This is a genomic window from Brachybacterium sp. AG952, assembly GCF_004362645.1.
Taxonomy (GTDB): Bacteria; Actinomycetota; Actinomycetes; order Actinomycetales; family Dermabacteraceae; genus Brachybacterium; species Brachybacterium conglomeratum.
Window position 1 is genome coordinate 578,065 of sequence record NZ_SNXV01000002.1, and the last position, 18,781, is coordinate 596,845.

At 73.3% G+C, this 18,781-nt stretch carries 17 protein-coding genes; 5 read left to right on the forward strand and 12 right to left on the reverse strand.

Features of this window, described 5'->3' with window-relative positions; genetic code table 11:
• Positions 1–52: 52 nt before the first annotated feature.
• The 5 genes from DEU31_RS08050 to DEU31_RS08070 all read right to left on the reverse strand — a co-directional run bounded on the left by DEU31_RS08050 (position 53) and on the right by DEU31_RS08070 (position 5,460).
• On the reverse strand, positions 53–1,114 hold the full coding sequence (locus tag DEU31_RS08050) for an ArsA family ATPase (RefSeq protein WP_133676734.1): 1,062 nt from the start codon (positions 1,112–1,114) through the stop codon (positions 53–55).
• A complete protein-coding gene (locus DEU31_RS08055) occupies positions 1,105–1,368 on the reverse strand; it encodes a cory-CC-star protein (protein ID WP_010549912.1) in 264 nt (87 codons plus the stop codon). The genes DEU31_RS08050 and DEU31_RS08055 overlap by 10 nt, the downstream gene beginning before the upstream one ends.
• A complete protein-coding gene (locus tag DEU31_RS08060) occupies positions 1,365–3,068 on the reverse strand; it encodes a carbon starvation protein A (protein ID WP_133676735.1) in 1,704 nt (567 codons plus the stop codon). Before DEU31_RS08060 ends, DEU31_RS08055 begins: the two co-directional genes overlap by 4 nt.
• Before the next feature lie 154 nt (positions 3,069–3,222).
• Positions 3,223–4,656 carry a DUF1990 domain-containing protein gene (locus tag DEU31_RS17150; RefSeq protein ID WP_133676736.1) on the reverse strand — a complete coding sequence of 478 codons (1,434 nt, stop codon included), beginning with the start codon at positions 4,654–4,656 and terminating at the stop codon, positions 3,223–3,225.
• A gap of 42 nt (positions 4,657–4,698) precedes the next feature.
• Positions 4,699–5,460 (reverse strand): DUF5701 family protein, encoded by a 762-nt coding sequence (locus tag DEU31_RS08070; RefSeq protein ID WP_208109973.1) that lies wholly within the window; start codon positions 5,458–5,460, stop codon positions 4,699–4,701.
• Positions 5,461–5,611: 151 nt separating this feature from the next.
• Between DEU31_RS08070 and DEU31_RS08075 the strand changes: the two genes are divergently transcribed.
• On the forward strand, positions 5,612–6,367 hold the full coding sequence (locus tag DEU31_RS08075; protein ID WP_133676737.1) for an NAD(P)H-binding protein: 756 nt from the start codon (positions 5,612–5,614) through the stop codon (positions 6,365–6,367).
• A 21-nt stretch (positions 6,368–6,388) separates the two neighbouring features.
• Here DEU31_RS08075 and DEU31_RS08080 read toward each other — a convergent pair whose 3' ends face one another.
• Positions 6,389–7,486, reverse strand: a complete 1,098-nt coding sequence (locus tag DEU31_RS08080; protein ID WP_133676738.1) for a 3-deoxy-7-phosphoheptulonate synthase — start codon at positions 7,484–7,486, stop codon at positions 6,389–6,391.
• A gap of 309 nt (positions 7,487–7,795) precedes the next feature.
• Between DEU31_RS08080 and DEU31_RS08085 the strand changes: the two genes are divergently transcribed.
• Both DEU31_RS08085 and DEU31_RS08090 read left to right on the forward strand, forming a co-directional pair.
• Positions 7,796–9,739, forward strand: a complete 1,944-nt coding sequence (locus DEU31_RS08085; RefSeq protein ID WP_133676739.1) for an aconitate hydratase — start codon at positions 7,796–7,798, stop codon at positions 9,737–9,739.
• Positions 9,740–9,847: 108 nt separating this feature from the next.
• Positions 9,848–10,057 carry a CsbD family protein gene (locus DEU31_RS08090; RefSeq protein WP_133676740.1) on the forward strand — a complete coding sequence of 70 codons (210 nt, stop codon included), beginning with the start codon at positions 9,848–9,850 and terminating at the stop codon, positions 10,055–10,057.
• Between the two features lie 101 nt (positions 10,058–10,158).
• Here the strand turns inward: DEU31_RS08090 and DEU31_RS08095 are convergent, their stop codons facing one another.
• Positions 10,159–10,800, reverse strand: a complete 642-nt coding sequence (locus tag DEU31_RS08095; RefSeq protein WP_133676741.1) for a dihydrofolate reductase family protein — start codon at positions 10,798–10,800, stop codon at positions 10,159–10,161.
• 173 nt (positions 10,801–10,973) lie between these two features.
• On the opposite strand from DEU31_RS08095, the gene DEU31_RS08100 reads away from it, so the two are divergent.
• The gene (locus DEU31_RS08100; RefSeq protein ID WP_133676742.1) at positions 10,974–11,618 is read left to right on the forward strand and encodes a dihydrofolate reductase family protein; all 645 of its coding nucleotides are present in this window, start codon (positions 10,974–10,976) and stop codon (positions 11,616–11,618) included.
• A 29-nt stretch (positions 11,619–11,647) separates the two neighbouring features.
• Here the strand turns inward: DEU31_RS08100 and DEU31_RS08105 are convergent, their stop codons facing one another.
• From DEU31_RS08105 to DEU31_RS08120, 4 genes are all read right to left on the reverse strand, one after another.
• Positions 11,648–12,493 carry a hypothetical protein gene (locus DEU31_RS08105; protein ID WP_133676743.1) on the reverse strand — a complete coding sequence of 282 codons (846 nt, stop codon included), beginning with the start codon at positions 12,491–12,493 and terminating at the stop codon, positions 11,648–11,650.
• A gap of 152 nt (positions 12,494–12,645) precedes the next feature.
• Positions 12,646–13,530 (reverse strand): hypothetical protein, encoded by an 885-nt coding sequence (locus DEU31_RS08110; protein WP_133676744.1) that lies wholly within the window; start codon positions 13,528–13,530, stop codon positions 12,646–12,648.
• A gap of 54 nt (positions 13,531–13,584) precedes the next feature.
• Positions 13,585–14,115, reverse strand: a complete 531-nt coding sequence (locus DEU31_RS08115) for a DNA starvation/stationary phase protection protein (RefSeq protein ID WP_126985007.1) — start codon at positions 14,113–14,115, stop codon at positions 13,585–13,587.
• A gap of 505 nt (positions 14,116–14,620) precedes the next feature.
• Complete coding sequence (locus tag DEU31_RS08120) at positions 14,621–15,271, reverse strand: VOC family protein (protein WP_133676745.1); 651 nt, start codon at positions 15,269–15,271, stop codon at positions 14,621–14,623.
• A gap of 301 nt (positions 15,272–15,572) precedes the next feature.
• Between DEU31_RS08120 and DEU31_RS08125 the strand changes: the two genes are divergently transcribed.
• Complete coding sequence (locus tag DEU31_RS08125; RefSeq protein ID WP_133676746.1) at positions 15,573–16,985, forward strand: FAD-binding oxidoreductase; 1,413 nt, start codon at positions 15,573–15,575, stop codon at positions 16,983–16,985.
• Between the two features lie 3 nt (positions 16,986–16,988).
• Here the strand turns inward: DEU31_RS08125 and DEU31_RS08130 are convergent, their stop codons facing one another.
• A complete protein-coding gene (locus DEU31_RS08130; RefSeq protein WP_133676747.1) occupies positions 16,989–18,662 on the reverse strand; it encodes an ABC-ATPase domain-containing protein in 1,674 nt (557 codons plus the stop codon).
• Positions 18,663–18,781 lie beyond the last annotated feature (119 nt).

Here is an 18,781-nt window from a genome sequence, read left to right on the forward strand (position 1 = left end):
GCGGTCCTCCTCGGCACGTCTCCTCGCGCCGTCCGGCGCGGGTCCCGCGAGTCTAGCCGCGGCGCGGCCCGGGGCCGTCGGCGGTCGCGGGGGCGAGCAGCCCGGCGAAGCGGGCGAGTGCCGCGGGGCCGACGACGTCCTCCTCCCCCAGCGGGACCTCCTGGCACGGCACCTCGGGCAGCGCGGAGTGGAGGGTGGCGAGATGCTCCCCCTCCACCGCGCGGCGGCGGGCGAGGAAGTCCCCGCGGTCCGAGGGCGAGCGCTTGTTCACCACGAGCGCGCCGACGTGGACGCCGGTCCGGGTGAGCTCCTCGTGCAGCTCGATCGTCTCGAGCACCGGCAGCCGCTCGGCGGCCAGCACGATGGCGAAGGAGGTCGTGGAGGGGTCGGTGAGGGTCTCGCGCAGCGCTGCGAGCCGGTCGCGGCGGCGCAGCAGGATCGCACGGATCTCCTCGTCCCGCTCCTCGAGCGGGTCCCGCGGCGCGGTGGAGCCGAGCACGGAGGCGCCGAGGTCGCCCTCCCCTCGTCGGCCGGGTCCGCGCCGCTCCAGTCCACGCCGTGCCGCGCCCAGCCGGGCGGACTTCTCCCGCCGGGCGAGCAGCCCGTCGGTCCAGGCGGTCATCACCTCCGGCAGCGCCATCAGGCGGGCGGTGTGGCCGCTCGGGGCGGTGTCGAGGACGACCAGGTCGAACTCCTCCCGCCCCCGCTCGACCAGCTCGGTCATCCGCTCGAGCACCGCCGCCTCGTGGGTGCCCGGGGAGCGGCGGGAGAGGTCCATGTGCTTGTCGACCTCGCCGTGGAGGGTGCGAGGCATCAGCCGCTTGAGGGTCGTGGCGACGTCTCGCAGGTGCTGGTCGGTGGTCGCGTCGGGGTCGATCTCGATGCCGTGGACCGCTCCGCCGCCCGCCCCGTCGGCCAGCGGCGTGACCCGGTCGCCGATGCGCCGCTCCCACAGATGGCCCAGGTTGTGGGCGGGGTCGGTGGAGACGACCAGGACGCGCCTGCCGGACCGGGCGGCGTCGAGGGCGACCGCCGAGGCGATGGTCGTCTTGCCGACCCCGCCCTTCCCGCCGAGGAACAGCACGCGGCGGGACTGCGCGAGGCTCAGCAGCATCGGTACTCCTCCAGCGGCGAGCGCTCCATCCCCATCCTGCGGTGCCAGTCGTGGAAGCCGTCGTAGAGGACCGGGAGCAGCTCGGCCGTGTAATAGGACGCGGGGTTCGGGACGCCGAGCATCTCGCTCATCACGAGCATGCGGAACAGGTCGTCCTCGTCCCGCTGCGCGCGGGCGAAGGTGCGCCGGTAGGGGCCGACGTAGAACTCGTGCAGCCCCTCGGCCAGGGCGCGCAGGCGGGACGAGGCCGTCATCGGACCGAGGAGTCCTCGAGCGGCTCCTCGTCGGCGCCCTCGACCTCGGGCGGCTCCGTCCGGGCGCGGGTCAGCGCGATCGCGGACTCGACGATCACCCACACCGCGGCGATGAGGATGATGACGTCGAGCACCAGCAGCAGCCAGCTGCCCTCGGCCGCGTACTGCCCCACCTGCACCAGCAGCGCGAACACGCTCACGAAGAGCACGAACAGCAGCGGCAGCAGGACCGGCAGCACCGGGCGACGCTTGCGGGTGAGCATCACGGCGAGGATCGCCAGGGTCAGCGCCGCGAGGATCTGGTTCGTGGTGCCGAACAGCGGCCAGATCACCATGCCACCGGTGCCCCCGGAACCGGCGCCGAAGGCGAGCGCCAGGCACACCACGAGCACGATCGCGGTCGCGACCAAGGTGCCGAGCCGCAGGCCCAGGATCTGCCCGATCTCCTGGACCACGAAGCGCTGCAGGCGCACGCCGGTGTCCATGGTGGTGGCGGCGAAGAGCACCGCCATGGTGGCGAGGATCGTCGCGGACAGGGAGGTCGGGATGCCCAAGCCCGCGTTCAGGATGGAGCCGCCGCCGGCGACGAACGCCTCGACCCCGCCCTCGTTGAACGCGGAGTAGACCGCCTCCCAGTCGGCGAGGGTGCGGAAGCCGGCGGTGGTCGCGATGATCGCGCCGAGCGCCAGCAGGCCCTCGCCCACCGCGCCGAAGTAGCCCACGAACCGCGCGTCGGTCTCCTTGTCCAGCTGCTTGGAGGAGGTGCCGGAGGAGACGATGCCGTGGAATCCGGAGATCGCGCCGCAGGCGACGGTGACGAACAGCAGCGGCATCATGCCCGGGGTCCCCTCGGGCACGGCCTGGTTGAGCATGGGGGCGACGACCTCGGGGCGGAAGATCAGCACCGCGCCGTACAGCAGGAACAGGCCGACGAACAGCTGCAGGCCGTTGATGTAGTCGCGCGGCTGCAGCAGCACCCACACCGGCAGCATCGAGGCGATGCCCGCGTAGAGGAACAGCACCAGGATCCAGAACGGCTCCGCGCCGATGCCGAGGAAGCCCTCCGGCAGCGCGACGGGGAACCGGTCGCCGAGCAGGATCAGGCTGTACAGGGCGACCACGCCCACCACGGACACGATCGGCAGGTTCCACTTCAGGCGGTAGATCGCCTGCCCCACCAGCACCGCGACCACGAGCGCGCCCCAGGTGGGGATCACGGCCGACGGGGTGGAGACGAGCAGCCCCGAGATCACCACGGCGAAGACCGTGTTGACCATGAGCAGCAGCAGGAAGATCACCACGAGGAACAGCCGGCTGCCGCGGCGGCCGATGTACTTCGCGGCGAGCGTGCCGATGGACTGGCCGCGGTTGCGGGTCGAGGCCCACAGGGCGCCGAGGTCGTGCATGCCCGCGAAGAACACGGTGCCGAGGGTGACCCAGAGGAAGGCGGGGCCCCAGCCCCAGATCACGGCGACGGCGGGGCCGACGATCGGCGAGGCGCCGGCGACGGAGGTGAAGTGGTGGCCCCACAGCACGAACTTGTTGGTGGGGACGTAGTCGACCCCGTCCTGCAGCTCATGGGCGGGGGTGCGGAAGCCGGCGTCGAGCCGATACACCTTCTTGGAGAGATAGCGCGAGTACAGCAGGTAGCCGGCGATCATCATGCCGACTCCCACGATGGCGAGTACCAGGGAGTTCACGAGGAGTCGTCCTTCGGGGCGGGGGGCGGGGAAGCGCGTCCGCCGTGGTGCGGGGACGGGGGCGGCCTCGTCCCCGGCTCCTCCGCGTCCTCGTCGAGCGCGTGGGTCCACTTTAGGGCAGGGGCCCGTCCAACGGGTGGAGCTCGAGCGGCGATCAGGTCAGCGCGCGCAGGTACCGCGTCGTGACGAGGGCCTGGACGAGTCGGGCCGCGGGGGCGCCGAGACGCGCGTACCAGGCGGCAGGACGCGAGACCGCGTCGAGATGGAGGCGCACCAGGCCCGTCGGGCTGCGGGTCAGCAGGAACTGCTCGATGCCGGCCTCGGGATGGCCGGGCAGGGTGCCGTAGGCGAAGCCGGCGCGGTCCGGCTCGTCGATCACCCGCAGCACGCGGCACGGTGCCGTGACCTGCAGCGGTCCCGCCCCGATCCGGAGATGCACCTCGGCGCCCTCGCGCAGCGGGGTGTGCGACGCGGAGACCCCGAGCCCGGCGCGTCGGTGCAGGTCCCAGCGGAAGAGTCGCGCCCGCGCGTCCTCGAGGTCCGCGCCGACGAGCACGGTGCTGCGGTGCAGGCGGCGGAACCCCGGCGGCGGGTTCTCCAGAGCGTCGAGGGGGACGGTGACGGGCTCCTCCGCGAGGGCGATGTACGCGCGGGAGGTGACGGTCCCCGCGCGGCCCGGGCGGAGCGCGTCGAGCCGCCGGGCGAGCGGGATAGGGAGCGCCCAGATCACCGCGTCCAGCAGACGGGAGGGCCAGGGTTCGCGGAGCATCTCCTCCGCCCATGCGGCGTCCTCCGGGTCCAGCATCGGATCCATCGGTCGCGGCAACCACCCCTCGGCCCAGGGGTCGGCGCTGAGGACGGCGTTCGCCTCGGGCTGGTCGACGCCGGCGCCGGCCGAGGCGCCGAAGGAGGAGCGGTCGCTGCGTCCGCGCGGGGAGATCTCGACCTCGTAGGAGCCGTCGACGATCGAGAGGATCGACTGGTCGAGCTGCTGGAGAAGGTCGCGGGAGCCGGTGTCGCAGGCGTCGCAGCCGCAGTCCGGAACGGTCTCCACCGCCAGCGGCGGATCGCCTAGGCCGACGACGACGCTGTGCAGCACCGCGTCGCCGGAGGTGAGGTCGACGCTCCCCGGCGCCTCCTCGGGCGCGGTGCGGACCAGCAGCAGGGGCTGCGCGCCCGGTCGGTGCGGGCGCAGAACCGTCGCTCGGTGAGTGGTGACCAGCGGGTCGGTCAGCCAGGTCAGGGCAGCGCTGTCCGCGATCTCCTCGCGCTCGGCCCAGCCCTTCGCGACGAGCACCTGGGCCCAGGCCTCGGCGCGCGCGGCGAGGATCCTGTGCTTGCCGGGGTCGAGGCAACGGCTGTACTCCTCCTCGCGCACGGGGAGGTCCTGCCCGTCGGGCCCGAGATGCGGGTCGGGCCAGGGCGGGGTGTCGGCGCCGGTCACGGCGAAGGTGCGCTCCACGTCGGCGAGCAGGTCGAGCAGCTGCGGGGAGAAGGGCGGGCCGGCATCGACCTCGCCCTCCTCGGCGCATTGCTGCAGGAAGGCGTGATGCTCCTGCCACCAGGTGGGCGTCTCGTCGTCGTCCATGATGCGGAGGCTACTCGCGGCGCCTGGCGGGCTCCAGGTCTTTCAGCCGGCCGTGCGTCCACCCGCCGAGGCGATGCCGAGCCAGGTGTGGCGGTTGTTCCACCAGCACCAGCCGAGCTTCGGCGCATCCTTCCGCTCCTTCCCGTCACGGCCGGTGCCGTTGCTGATCCACAGCGCGGGGGTGCGCGAGTCGAGCCGGCCGCTCGCCGTGCGGATCCGGGAGCCGATCGTCATGAAGCAGTGGTTCCGCTCGAGGACCTCGGGGACCTGCAGCACCCAGAGCAGCCCCTCGGTGAGCAGCAGCGGGCTGCGGCCGGCGGCGGTGATCGAGTCGAGCGCCTCGGCCGGGGAGACGTTCTCGAACTCGTCGCCGCGGTCCGGGGCCTGGACGAGATAGAGCGGTGCGTCGGGCAGGTCGAAGCCGGTCGGGGCGAAGGCGTCGACGTCGGTCATGTCCTCGACGACGAAGCCCAGCTTTTCGCCGCGCTGCATGAGCGGGGCGAGGGACGAGGGCGGGGCGAGGGCGGGGTCGATCGCGAGCAGCGCGTCGGTGCGGTCGGCGCCGGCGCGGGTCGCGGCATCGGTCAGGGCCTCGGCAGGGAGCCCTGCGAGGGTGTGGAGGCCCAGGTCGATCAGGCGCTCGGCCTGGGCGGCGAGGGTAGGCAGGGCTGTGGAGGCGGTGATGGGAGCTCCTCGGAGGACGCGGCGGGCGGGATGAGACGGGCCAGGGACAACGCGGGCGTTGACGGGAATGTTCCCCGCCGCGATGCTGCCGGGCAGTGGTCGGCGGGAGGCGGTGCACACTTCTGCGCTCCCTGCGTGACCTCAGCGCCTCTGGCGGTCTGAGGTCACGCACAGGACGCCGAAGTGTGCGCGCGGGGGTTCGGTCCCCTCGACGGGCGGGGCCGGGTAGGGAAGAGTGGGCGGCAGCGCCGGGACCGAGGAGAGGGTCAGGATGAGGATCGCGATCGCCGGGGGCACCGGCATGGTCGGACGACGCATCACCGAAGCCGCCCACGAGCGCGGCCATGACACGGCGGTGCTGAGCCGCCGCGAGGGCGTCGACGTGCTCACAGGGAAGGGGCTGGACGCCGCGCTCGAGGGGTCCGACGTCGTCATCGACGCCCTCAACATCGGCACCCAGAACGCACGGAAGGCGACCGAGTTCTTCACCGCCACCAGCAGGAACCTGCTCGAGGCCGAGGATCGCTCCGGCACCCGCCACCACATCGTGCTCTCGATCGTGGGACTCGAGGCGGCCGATGCCGCCTACTACGCGGGCAAGCTCGCCCAGGAGCGGCTGGTCGAGGCCTCCGCGCTGCCGCACACCATCGCCCGCGCCGCCCAGTTCCACGAGTTCGCCGGCCAGATCATCGCGCAGACCACGCTCGGCCCGCTGACCCTCGCCCCGCGGATGCTCTCCCGGCCGGTCGCCGCCCGCGAGGTCGGGCACCACCTGGTGGATCTCGCGGAGGACGGCCCCTCCCGGCGCGCCCCGGACCTGATCGGCCCCGAGGAGGAGACCCTCACCGGCATGATCCGCCGCCAGTACGCGCACGACAGGATCTCCCGGCGCGTGCTCGAGCTGCGCCTGCCCGGCACCTACTGGCGCGGACTGGCCTCCGGGGCGCTGCGCGGCGATCCCGCGACCGCGAGGGTCGGCGAGATGACGTTCGCGCAGTGGCTGGGCTCGGAGGACCGCCGCGGCTGAGGGGCCGGGAGGCCGAGGCGCTCAGCCCCGTCGGCGGCGCGCCCCGGCGGCGAGCTCGCGCAGCGCCTCCTCGGTCGCGTCCCAGCCCATGCAGGCGTCGGTCACCGAGCGGCCGCGGACGAGCCCGACGGGGCCGACCTCGGGATCGAGCTTCTGCGCACCGCCGAGCAGGTTGCTCTCGAGCATGATCCCGGCGATCGCGGCACCGCCTGCCGCGACCTGCTCGGCCAGCAGCTCTGCCACCTCCCGCTGACGCACGTGGTCCTTGCCGCTGTTGGCGTGGGAGGCGTCGATGATCAGGCGCTGCGGCAGTCCCGCCGCCTCCAGCCGACCCGCGGCCTCCGCAACCTGGGCGGGGGCGAAGTTCGGCCCGCCCGACCCGCCGCGCAGGATGAGGGAGAGGTCGGGGTTCCCGGTCGTCGCGACCAGCGCCGCCTTCCCGTCGGCGTCGATGCCGAGGAAGGACTGCGGCGCGGACGCCGCGCTGAGCGCGTCGAGCGCGACCTGGATCCCGCCGTCGGTGCCGTTCTTGAACCCGATCGGCATCGACAGTCCCGAGGCGAGCTGGCGGTGGATCTGCGACTCGGTGGTGCGAGCCCCGATCGCGCCCCAGCTGACGAGGTCGGCGATGTACTGGGGGCTGATCGGCTCGAGGAACTCGGTCGCGGCGGGCAGGCCGAGCGCGGTGACGTCGCGGAGAAAGGCGCGGGCGGTGCGCAGGCCCGCGGCGATGTCGTGGGAGCCGTCCAGGTGCGGGTCGTTGATCAGGCCCTTCCAGCCGACGGTGGTGCGCGGCTTCTCGAAGTAGGTGCGCATCACCAGCAGCAGGTCGTCCTGCATCTCGGCGCGCAGGTCCGCGAGGCGTCGCGCGTAGTCGAGCCCCGCCTCCGGGTCGTGGATCGAGCAGGGGCCGACGACGGCCAGCAGGCGGTCGTCGGCGCCGGTGAGCACGTCGCGGATCTGCTCGCGGTGCGCGGCGACCTGGGCGGCGGAGACGCCGGTCAGCGGCATCTCGGCGCGGAGCTCGGCGGGGGTGGGGAGCGCGGTGAAGCCCGCGACGTGGCGGTCGGGGGCGACGTCGGTGTCGGCAGGGGCGGGGGTGGTGGCGAGAAGGGTCATGGGTCCTGTCCTCCGGGTGGGGGCGGACCCGCTGCTGCAGAGCCCGCCGGGAATGGCGAAGGGCAGAGCGGATGCTCTGCCCTTGTCGGCTCTGGAGAGGGTCGGTGGCGCTATACGGCGGCCGGCCCCTCCGGAGCCGACTTCGCATAGAACTGCCAACGCTTCTGCATGGGAGGGACCATACACGTCTCCGGCGCCCGCGCCATCCCGGGAGTCGAGGAGCGGACAGCAGCGCGGGTCCCGCGTACGGTGGGGGCAGGTCCGCCGACGGGCCTCGCCGGCGGTCCGACCCGTGAGGAGGACGGATCCATGCCGCGCAACGTCGCCCAGAAGCTGATCGCCGACCATCTCGTCGAGGGCGGCGCCGATCCCGGGCAGGAGATCGGGCTGCGGGTGGACCAGACCCTCACCCAGGACGCGACCGGCACCATGGTGATGCTCGAGCTCGAGGCGATGGGCCTGGACCGGATCCGCACCGAGCTGTCCGTGCAGTACGTGGACCACAACCTGCTGCAGACGGACTGGAAGAACCCCGACGACCACCTCTTCCTCGAGTCGGCGGCCCGGCGGTTCGGGCTGTGGTTCTCGAAGGCCGGCAACGGTGTCTCCCATCCCGTGCACCAGGCGCACTTCGGCCGCCCCGGAGCGGTCCTGATCGGCTCGGACTCGCACACCTGCGCGGCCGGGGCGCTGGGGATGCTCGCGATCGGCGTGGGCGGTCTGGAGATCGCGATGGCGATGGCCGGCCAGCCGCTGTACGTGACCATGCCGGAGATCTGGGGCGTGGAGCTCACCGGCGAGCTGCCCGCCTGGGTCAGCGCCAAGGACGTGGTCCTGGAGATGCTGCGCCGTCACGGCGTGAAGGGCGGGGTGGGCCGCATCATCGAGTACCACGGCGAGGGGCTCGCGCAGCTGACCGCGATGGACCGCCACGTCATCGCGAACATGGGAGCGGAGCTCGGCGCGACCGCGACCGTGTTCCCGGCCGACGACGCGGCGCGCGACTATCTCGACTCCGTCGGCCGCGGCGGCGAGTTCACGCGGATCGAGGCCGACGACGGCGCGGGCTACGACCGCACCGAGCACATCGACCTCTCCGCCCTCGAGCCGCTGATCGCCCGGCCCTCCTCCCCCGGGAACGTCGTGCCCGTCGCGTCGGTGGCCGGGGAGGAGGTCTCGCAGGTCGTCGTCGGCTCCTCGGCGAACCCGGGGCTGCGGGACGTCGCCGTGGTGGCCGAGATCCTCGAGGGGCGGCAGGCCGCGCCCGGGATGTCCCTCGACATCAACCCCACCTCCCGCGAGGTGCTCGCGGATCTGATCACCGGCGGCTGGCTCACCTCGCTGGTCACCGCCGGGGCCCGCATCCACCAGTCCGGCTGCATGGGCTGCATCGGGATGGGGCAGGCCCCCGCGACCGGCCGCAACTCCCTGCGCACCATGCCGCGGAACTTCCCCGGGCGCTCCGGCACCGAGGAGGACTCCGTGTGGCTGTGCTCGCCCGAGACCGCGGCCGCCGCGGCGCTGACCGGCGTGATCACCGATCCGCGCACCCTCGAGGACAGCCACGGCATCACGTCTCCGCGCCCGGCGATGCCGGAGCGCTTCGCGCGGATCGACGACATGCTGCAGGCGCCGCTGCCGCCCGAGGAGGCCGCGCAGGTCGCGCTCGTCAAGGGCCCGAACATCTCCACGCTGCCGGAGTTCACGCCGATCGAGGACGATCTGCGGGTGCCGGCGCTGCTGGTGATGGGCGATGACGTCTCGACCGACGAGATCATGCCGGCCGGATCCCGAGTGCTGCCCTTCCGCAGCAACATCCCGAGGATCGCCGAGTTCTCCTTCACCCGGATCGACGAGACCTATCCGCAGCGGGCGAAGGAGGCGGAGGCAGGGCACGTAGTGATCGCCGGGGAGAACTACGGACAGCGCTCCTCCCGCGAGCACGCCGTGATCGCGCCCCGCCACCTGGGGCTGCGCGCGGTGATCGCGACGTCCTTCGCCCGCATCCACTGGCAGAACCTCGCGAACTTCGGGATCCTCGCCCTCGAGTTCGACGACCCCGCCGACCACGACGGGATCGAGGTCGGTGCCGAGGTGGTGCTCGAGGGGATCCATGCGGCGCTGCGGGCCGGCACCGCGCTCACCGCACGGATCGGCGGGAAGGACGTAGGGCTGCACCACCGGCTCTCGCCGCGGCAGGTGGACATGGTGCTCGCCGGAGGGCGGATCCCGCTGACCGCGCAGGACCTGTGAGGCCGGGCCGGGCCGATCGACCGGAGGGTCGGACGGCGCGCAGGGTCGGCGCGTAGGCTCGAGGCATCGCACGGGAGCCGTGCGTCCACTCGACCGAGGAGGTCCGCGATGAGCACCGACGAGAAGTTCGAGAACAGCAAGGACAAGCTGGGCGGCCAGGCCAAGGAGGGCCTCGGCAAGCTGACCGGCGACAAGGAGACCGAGGCCGAGGGCCAGGCCCAGCAGGGCAAGGCCGACGCCAAGGACAAGCTCCAGGACGCCCGCGACACCGCCAAGGGCGCGCTCGACGGCCTGCGCGGCCAGGACAAGAAGGACTGATCGGCGCCGGGCCGCGGCCCGACGCGCGGCAGTCACCGAGGGCGGCCCCACCTGGTGGGGCCGCCCTCGTCGTGCGCTCCGGCGTCGACGCCGCGGGCGCATCATTCCAGCCGGGTGACCTCCTGCCCGTCCTCGACCGCGTACTCGCCGGTCCGGAACGGCTCGGGGGTGAGCACGAGATGGACGGCGCCGCTCGCGGTGGTGCGGGTGCTGCGCACCGCGAAGCCGCGCGGCGGTGACCCGTCGGCGAAGAGGCGCTTGCCGCCGCCGACCACGACCGGGAAGACGATCAGGTGGTACTCGTCGATCATCCCGGCCTCGTGGAGGGCAGCGGCGAGCTGCGCGCTGCCGCTGATCTTCAGCTCCCCCTCCCCCTCCGCCTTCAGCCGGGCGATCGCGGGCAGCGGGTCGGCGCTGTCGATCACGGTGGTCTCGCCCCAGTCCGGCTCGTAGCCGGCATGGGCGACCACATAGCGCCGCGTGTGGTTGATGGCCCGTGCCACGGGGTCGCTGTCGTCGACCTGCGGCCAGAAGGCACGGAACATCTCGAAGGTGGTCCGGCCCAGCAGCGCCGTGTGCGGGGTCTCGAGCCAGGAGGTGACGATCTCGCCGAAGTCGGCGTCGGCGGTGTACGGCACCTGCCAGCCGCCGGCGGTGAACCCGTCCGAGGGGTCCTCGTCGGCGGCTCCCGACGCCTGCATCACCCCGTCGAGGGTGAGGAAGGTGTTCACGGTCAGTCTCATCATCGGTCCTCTCGAGGCGGGATGGTGGAGGTCGAGTCTCCGCCGACAGGGCGGCAGGGGCCAGGGCGGGGACGGAACCTTCTTCGCAGGCTCGTGAGGATCGACGGGCCGGGACCGGTGACAGGCGGCGCTGCGAGGCGCACCATGGAGACCGCCTCCGAGAGGACTCCCCCATGACCCAGAGTGTGCGTGTGCAGAACTTCGGCATCTCCCGCGACGGCATCGGCGCCGGCGAGGACCAGACCTTCGAGCAGCCCTTCGGGCACGTCGACCCCATGGCGCTGCTGGGCTGGGGCTTCGCCACCGCCAGCTTCCCCTCCCATGAGCCCGGCGTCGGCACCCGCGGCTTCGAGGACCGCTTGACCCGGGACTTCGACCACGGGATCGGGGTCGAGATCATGGGACGGCACAAGTTCGGCCACCAGCGCGGCCCCTGGACCGACGACGGGTGGATCGGCTGGTGGGGCGAGGAGCCGCCGTTCCACACCCCTGTCGTGGTGCTCACCCACTACGAGCGGGAGCCGCTGGTGGTCGGCGAGACGACCTTCCACTTCGTGAACGCCTCGCCTGCGGAGGCCCTCGCGCGGGCGAAGGAGCTCGCGGGCGGGCTCGACGTGCGGATCGGCGGCGGGGTCACCACCGTGCGGGAGTTCCTCGACGCGGACCTGATCGACGAGCTGCACGTCTCGATCGCGCCGGTCGAGTACGGGCACGGGCTGCGTCTGTGGGAGCGACCCGAGGAGCTCGAGGACCGCTTCCACCTGGAGAAGGTCATGGCGCCGAGCGGCGTCGAGCACTGCTTCCTCTGGCGGCGGTGACGGCGCCCCGCGTCGTCACGCCGTCGGCGTCAGTCCTGGGGGTACCCGATCGCGTCGCCGATGGGTCCGCCCGTGAGCGGGGCGGAGATCGGACCGAATGCCGGACCATCCGGCAGCGGGATCTCCGGAACCTCGATGGAGTCACCGTCGGGAAGCGGAGCCGAGATCGGACCGAACACCGGACCATCCGGCAGCGGGATCTCCGGAACCTCGATGGAGTCACCGTCGGGAAGCGGAGCCGAGATCGGACCGAATGCCGGACCCCCCGCCAGCGGATCCCCCAGACCCTCGAGGAAGCCGCCGTCGACCGGCCCCCAGGCGGGACCGCCGCTCAGGCCGCCCTCCGGGAGCGGGGCGGAGATCGGACCGCCGATGGGCGGGAACGCGGGGCCGCCCTCGAGGCCTCCGGCCGGGCCGCCGAGGATCTCGCCGATGCCGCCGCCCCCGAGGCCGACGACGGCTTCCCCCGCAGCGCCGCCGAGCGCACTGCCGAGACCGGCACCGATGCCACCGCCGACCGCGCCGCCGGCCACACCACCGACAGCACCACCGAATCCGCCACCGACCGCACCACCGGCTGCGCCGACAGCACCACCGATGCCTCCCTCGCCGGAGGCGCCGTCCTGCTCGGAGGCGTGCCCTTGGACCTCGTCCGCCTTCGTGTCGATGTCCCCCGCTACCCGCTCGGAGGCCTGCAGCGCGTCGGACTGCCAGCGCTCACGGAAGGAGTCCGCGTCGCTGCCGCGCCAGATCGCCTCGTCCATCACCAGGGAGGAGAGCTGCTCCTGGAGCTCCACGAGCCGCTGCGCGGCGGTGTGCATCGCCGTCGCGTGCTGCTCCAGCTGATCGGTGTCCGCACCCCAGAAGGCGTTCATCGCCGCGTTCCTCTCCCCTGCTCCGTCATGGTCGCGCAGTTCCGAGCGCGATCAGGGTCGATGCTAGGGAGCGCCGAGCGAGTTGGCGATGGGGAGAGGTCCCCATGCCCGCCGACGCCGACCGGGGACGGGGCGCACGGCCACGTCGACGCTCAGTCGAGTTCCTCGAACATCTCCAGCGCGCCGTACGCCTCGACCAGGACCTCGACGGTGCCGAGATACCGGACCGCCTGCCAGTCCGGGAGCGGCTCCCGGTGCAGCAGCCCGTAGGCGGCGAGCGTGCCGAGGTCGCGCTCCGCCTGCCAGTACCGGTTGATCTCGTCCATGTCCGGGTCGCCGGCGGGATCGGCCGGCACCAGGCCCTGATCTAGGGCGATGCGGATCGTGGCCGGGAGCAGGAGCCCGTCGGGCGCGACCGTGTGCAGCAGGGCGGTGAACGTGTCCGAGCCGCCGAACAGCCCACCCTCCTCGCCGCCCTGGCCGAGGCTCTCCAGGACCAGCAGCACGATCACGGCGCGGGCGAAGCGGACGAAGGCCGCCGGGTCCTCGGACCGTGCCGCCGCGGGCACCATCCCCTCTCCCGGCACGACCTCGCCGCCGCTGACGCTCAGCCACTTCCCGGCGATCAGAGAGTTCCAGGGGCCGACGATCGCCCCGATCTCGCGCATCGAGACCGGCTCCTGCTCGTCGAGGTCGAGGTCCATGGCCACGGCGAGGGCGCGCACGTCGGCCGGGTCGAGCTCGCCCTCCGAGGTGAGCGGACGGCCGGAGCCGATGTGCTCGAGCAGGGTCACAGCCCTGCGCACCAGCGGGATCCGTGCGAGCGACTCGGCCGCGTCCCGCGGGTCCTCGTCGACCGCATGGACCAGGTCCTCGTGCCGCAGCCCGTCCTGGGGGAGGAACCACGGCCAGCCGGTGAGCGCGGCGGCGTCGGCGGGCGCGGCGTCCTCGGCCTCCGGTGCCGGGGCGGCGGAGAAGACGACCGACAGGTCGTCGGGAACCGGGTGGTCGTCTCGCGAGCTGTGCGTCTCCCTCATGACGTCCATGATGACGGCGCGCCGTGCCGGTGGCGATCGCCGACTACGTGAGGGTCAGCGCTCCTTCGGGGTGCGGGTCTCCGCGCTGAGGAACCAGGCCTGCTGCTCGAGCTTCTCGATGATCCCGTGCAGGATGTCCGCGGAGGTGGGATCCGCCTCGTCCACCTCGTCGTGGACCGAGCGCATCGTGCCCACGGTCCCCTCGATGGACGCAGTCATCAGGTCGATCGCATCGTGCGTGAGCACCTCGCCCTGGGGGAACTCGGGCAGCGTGCTCTGCTCGGCGACCACCGCCGGGCGGGCATCGGGCGCGGCGTGGAGGGCGCGCATGCGCTCGGCGACGTCGTCGGCGCTCGTGCGGGCGATGGCGACCACCTCGTCGAGGTTCAGGTGCAGGTCACGGAAGTTCGGGCCCACGATGTTCCAGTGCGCCTGCTTGCCCACCAGGTGCAGGGCCGTGAGGTCCACCAGGACGGCCTGGAGATTCTTGGTGAGTGCGGCGGGGGCGAGGAAGCCCTGCTCGGCGTTCTCGCGCCCGGTGCGCGTGGATCCGGCCGGATCGGGGACGGTGACGGTGTCGTTCATGAGAGGTCCTCCTTGTCGATGACCTGTGCGATCCGCGAGGTCCGCGGACCGCGGTCACTGCTCGGCACGCTAATCAGAGGCACCGGGGACGGCAAGATTCCGGGCCGAGCGGTCGAGGTGGCGCCCGCCGGCGGGCGCCGCAGGAGGGCCGAGATCCGGCACGGCAGGAATGACGGCGCGTCCTGATCGGGCGGGGGGGGCAGTGCCGTGCAGGCCCGGCCCACTGCTTCCGAGCCGCGTGCCTGTGCTTCCGGTGCCGCGCGCGCCTCGGCTCGTGGCCGCAGCTGCGAGCCCGGCGCCTCGCACCCTGGGCCTCGAGCCCCGGTCCTCGCACCCTGGGCCTCGAGCCCCGTTCCTCGCGCCCTGGTCCTCGAGCCATGGTCGAGTACTGGCGTGTGGCGTACCAGTACGCCTATATAGGCGTAGCGGTACGCCATACGCCATCACCTGACCAGATGCGGCACGTACCCGCGGCGGGACGATGCCGGGGCGGCCGTCGACCGTCTCAGATCTCGATCTCGCGCCCGTCCTCGGTGCGCAGCTGCAGCACGAAGCGGGAGCCGGGACCCTCGTGGACCGGAGCGACGCCGTCGCCGAGGTCGAGCGCGGCCAGCGCCTTCTGCAGCGGCTCGGGCCTCACCTCGATGCGCTCGAAGGAGACCAGCTCGATCGTGGGCAGGTCGGTGAGGCCGGACTGCTCGGTGGTGCCCCAGTCGATGAGGAAGGGCACGCCGTAGTTGCGCGGGGCGCGGGCCTGCGTGAGCCGCCACTGCAGGAGCTCGCCGTCGGCGGTGGTGCGAGAGAGGTCCTCCACGGGGCCGGGATCGACGCCGGCGGCGCGGGAGCGCTCGGCGACCTGGTCGATGCCCTCGGGGTGCACGGCGTAGGTGATCAGGGTGGGGTGCTTCAGCCGGTTGATGCTGAAGGTCTTCGGCAGCTCCTCCCCCTCGCGCTCCGGGTCGGGGCCGATCAGCTCGATGTAGTGCGGGCGTCGCTCGCCGCCGACGGTGAGGGCGACCAGGGCGTTCGCGGTGCCGGTGGGGTGACTGCCGCCGGGTGCGGGGGTGACGCCGGTGAGCTCGCGGAACCACTCGACGGTCTCGGCGAGGTCGGGGCCGGCGATGACGATGTGGTCGAGCAGATGGGGGACGGACATGGTGCTCCTTCGTCCGGGGTGGGGCGGGTGTGCCCAGCCTGCCACCTCGCGCGGCCGGGATGAGCATCGGCCGCGTCGGCGCGGTCATAGGCGTCGACGTGCCCAGGCACCACGAGCGGGAGGCCCGTTGCCCTACTCCTCGCCGCGCAGTACCGTCGAGATCAGCTCCACCCGCCTGCCGACGGGCGGCACGCCCGCTGGTCAGGCACAGTCCACGGAGGGTGCCCGGGCGATGCGTCCCGGCACCCTTCCTTGGTCGTGGGCGGCCTGTTCGCCCACCATTCCAGGAGGTCGCCAAGCCATGACATGGAAGACGGGCGAGGATCCGATCCCGGAATCGCGCGCGGCCCTGGACCGGCTGCGCGACCGGGTCGCGGGCGAGGTGGTGGTGCCCGGCCATCCGGACTACGACGCGGCGCGGGCGGTGTGGAACGGACGCGAGGAGCGCTTCCCCTATCTGGTGGTGCGCGCCGCGACGATCGACGACGCCCTGCCCGTGCTGGAGGCCGTGCGGGAGACGGGGCTGCCGCTCGCAGTGCGCGGCGGCGGGCACTCCGTCGCGGGGCTCGGCACCGTCGACGATGGGATCGTGCTGGATCTCGGCGCGCTGCGGGAGGTCGCCATCGACCCCGCGACGCACCTGGTCACGGCCGCGCCCGGGGCGCGGGTCGGGGACGTAGACGCCGCGACCGCGCCGCACCGGCTCGCGGTGCCGCTGGGCACCGTCCCCTCCCCCGGCATCGCCGGGATGACCCTCGGCGGCGGGGTGGGCTGGCTGTCGCGGAAGGCCGGGCTCAGCCTGGACCGGCTCGAGGCCGCCGACGTGCTCCTCGCCGACGGCCGACGAGTGCGCGCGAGCGAGGAGGAGCACCGGGACCTGTTCTGGGCCCTGCGCGGCGGGGGCGGGAACTTCGGCGTGGTCACCGCGTTCACCTACCGGGCCGTGCCGACGCCGGAGACGGTGCTCGGAGCGAGCCTGTACTACCGACGGGCGCAGTGGCGGCGCGCGCTCGGCGCCTTCGAGCGCTGGAGCCGCGACCTGCCCGACGAGCTCGCCGCGGTGGTCTCGATCGCGTCGCCTCCGCCCGAGGACGGGCTCGGGGACGACCCGTGGCTCGCGATCCACAGCGTCTGGATCGACGAGGACCACGCCCGCGGCGAGACGCTGATCGGTGCGCTGCGCCGCGCGCTGCCGCCGGACCGCGAGCTCAGCGGGCCTGTCAGCTGGGAGGCCTGGCAGGGTGCGCGCAGCGAGGCGGTGCCGACGGGGGCGCGCGGGCTGTGGCGCAACGCGAGCTTCCGCCGCCTGGACGAGGAGGTGCTCGACGCTCTCGCCGCCGTCGCCGAGGCGCTGCCCGGGCCGGGCGCAAGCCTGGAACTGCATCTGCTCGGCGGGGCGTTCGCCCGCGTGCCGGAGGGGGCGACCGCCTTCCCGCACCGCGGCGGGCGCCTCATGGTCTCGATCCATCTCGCCTGGCAGGACCCCGGGGAGGACGCCCGCTTCCGCGCCTTCGCCGAGCGGGCCGCGGCCGAGCTCGCCCGGCTGCGGGAGCGCGGCGAGTACGTCAACTTCCGCTCCATCGAGCGGACCCGGCCCGTGCCCGAGGTGACCCGCGAGGCGTACGGGGCGGAGACCTACCGGCGCCTGCAGCGGGTCAAGCAGGTCTACGACCCGGGGAACATGTTCCGCCGCACCCTCAACGTGGCGCCGTAGCGGTCAGGCCAGCCGCAGCTGCCGCCACCGGTTCACTGCGGCGTGGATCTCGAGCGCGCGGGGCCGGGCGAGATGTCCGGGGTGGCCCCGGTGGGGCGAGAGGGTCTCGAGGCCGCCGTGCTCGATCCGGTCGACGAGCACCTGGACCGCGTCCTCGAGCGGGAGCGGGCCGTCCTCGGCGAGCAGGTCCGCAAGGCGGTCCAGAGCGTGGGCGACGGCCTGGGTCTGCGCGGGAGCGAGCAGCTGGGAGACGGCGGAGAGGTCGAGGTGCTCGCGGCCGAGCCGGATCGTGTCGCGGCCGCGAGCGGAGGCGGGCCTGCGGGCGCCCGCCGGGCGGAGGGAGGCCGGGTCCGGGATCCGGGGCCGCGGCGCGGTGAACACCGGACCGGTCGCGCGCGGTGCCTCCTCGGCGAGGGCGCGGGCCTCGGCGGTGACGTTGCGGGGGACGTAGGAGTCCATCGCGATCACGTGGTCGGCGACGTCGAAGAAGGCGCCGGAGCCGCCCGCGACGAGCACGGTGGAGACCCCGCGCTCGGTGCGCAGGGGCCGGACGCGGTCCACGAACGGGGTGATCGGCTCGCGCTCGGCGGGGATCAGCGCGCGCATCCTCGCGTCGCGGAGCATGAAGTTCGTGGCGGAGGTGTCCTCGTCGATCAGCAGCGCCGACGCGCCGGCGTCGGCCGCTTCGACGAGGGACGCGGCCTGCGAGGTGGAGCCCGAGGCGTTCGAGGTGGTGAAAGAGCGGGTGTCGGTCCCCGAGGGCAGCCCGCTGATGAACGGAGAGATGTCGACGCCGGTCACGGCGCGGCCATCCTCGGCGCGGATCGCCGCGGCATCGGCCCGGGTGATCACCCACTCGCGGCCGTCGCCCGCCACGTGCGGGTGGATGCCGCGCTCGAGGGCGCGCAGCAGCGTGGACTTGCCGTGGAAACCGCCGCCGACGATGACGGTGACCCCCTCGGGGATGCCCATCCCGCTGACCCGTCGGCCGCTGGGCAGGTCGATCTCGACGCGCAGCGAGGCCGGACTCTCGAAGGGGATCGCGCCCTCGGTGAGCGGCAGGTCGGAGTCCCCGGCACGGCGGGGCAGGATCGCGCCGTCGCCGACGAAGGCGACGAGCCCCCGTGCGGCGAGCCGGTCGCGCAGCGCCTCCTGGTCGCGGTGGAGGGCGACATGGGCGCGCAGCGCCTCCGCGTCGTGGCGGGCGTGGAACAGGACGGCCTCGGCGACCCGGGGCAGGTCCTCGGTCAGCAGGCGCGCGGCGCGTCGGCCCTGGATGCGGCGACCGGAGGCGGGCAGCTCGGCCGCGAGGCGCGCCTCGATCCCGTCCTCGGTGAAGGCGATGGTGGTGCGCTCGAGCACCTCCTGCCCCGGGGCGCCGACGCTGACCCGCTCGCCGCTGTGCGAGGCGGCCTCGGCGAGCGCCCGCGCCAGGAAGTCAGAGGTCGCGACGCGTCCGTGCCGGTCGGCGAGGAGGTCCTCCGGGAAGCCTGCCGCGGCCCGGTCCACGACCAGGCGCATCAGCGAGGGCGGCGCGAAGGGGTCGGCCTGCACGTGGTCGATCACGAGCCGGCACGATCCCAGATCGTAGCTGCCGCGCAGCTGCTTGTAGGAGCCGTAGCCGCGGCCGTCGAGCGAGGCGAGGAGCTGGGAGAGGCGGGCGGAGTCGGAGGTCATCGCCGGCCATGCTAGGGGTGCGCATGCCCCGCCGACGGCCGTCGTCACGAGAACAACGTCGCGACGTACTCGACGCTCACCGACCAGTCCCGGGCCGAGGAGGAGAACGTGCTCGTCCT

Excerpts from the sequence above, each read along its gene's own strand:
- DEU31_RS08050 (WP_133676734.1), bottom strand. The coding sequence starts at position 1,114 with ATGCTGCTGAGCCTCGCGCAGTCCCGCCGCGTGCTGTTCCTCGGCGGG.
- DEU31_RS08055 (WP_010549912.1), bottom strand. The coding sequence starts at position 1,368 with ATGACGGCCTCGTCCCGCCTGCGCGCCCTGGCCGAGGGGCTGCACGAG.
- DEU31_RS17150 (WP_133676736.1), bottom strand. The coding sequence starts at position 4,656 with ATGGACGACGACGAGACGCCCACCTGGTGGCAGGAGCATCACGCCTTC.
- DEU31_RS08075 (WP_133676737.1), top strand. The coding sequence starts at position 5,612 with ATGAGGATCGCGATCGCCGGGGGCACCGGCATGGTCGGACGACGCATC.
- DEU31_RS08080 (WP_133676738.1), bottom strand. The coding sequence starts at position 7,486 with ATGACCCTTCTCGCCACCACCCCCGCCCCTGCCGACACCGACGTCGCC.
- DEU31_RS08085 (WP_133676739.1), top strand. The coding sequence starts at position 7,796 with ATGCCGCGCAACGTCGCCCAGAAGCTGATCGCCGACCATCTCGTCGAG.
- DEU31_RS08090 (WP_133676740.1), top strand. The coding sequence starts at position 9,848 with ATGAGCACCGACGAGAAGTTCGAGAACAGCAAGGACAAGCTGGGCGGC.
- DEU31_RS08095 (WP_133676741.1), bottom strand. The coding sequence starts at position 10,800 with ATGAGACTGACCGTGAACACCTTCCTCACCCTCGACGGGGTGATGCAG.
- DEU31_RS08100 (WP_133676742.1), top strand. The coding sequence starts at position 10,974 with ATGACCCAGAGTGTGCGTGTGCAGAACTTCGGCATCTCCCGCGACGGC.
- DEU31_RS08105 (WP_133676743.1), bottom strand. The coding sequence starts at position 12,493 with ATGAACGCCTTCTGGGGTGCGGACACCGATCAGCTGGAGCAGCACGCG.
- DEU31_RS08110 (WP_133676744.1), bottom strand. The coding sequence starts at position 13,530 with ATGAGGGAGACGCACAGCTCGCGAGACGACCACCCGGTTCCCGACGAC.
- DEU31_RS08115 (WP_126985007.1), bottom strand. The coding sequence starts at position 14,115 with ATGAACGACACCGTCACCGTCCCCGATCCGGCCGGATCCACGCGCACC.
- DEU31_RS08120 (WP_133676745.1), bottom strand. The coding sequence starts at position 15,271 with ATGTCCGTCCCCCATCTGCTCGACCACATCGTCATCGCCGGCCCCGAC.
- DEU31_RS08125 (WP_133676746.1), top strand. The coding sequence starts at position 15,573 with ATGACATGGAAGACGGGCGAGGATCCGATCCCGGAATCGCGCGCGGCC.
- DEU31_RS08130 (WP_133676747.1), bottom strand. The coding sequence starts at position 18,662 with ATGACCTCCGACTCCGCCCGCCTCTCCCAGCTCCTCGCCTCGCTCGAC.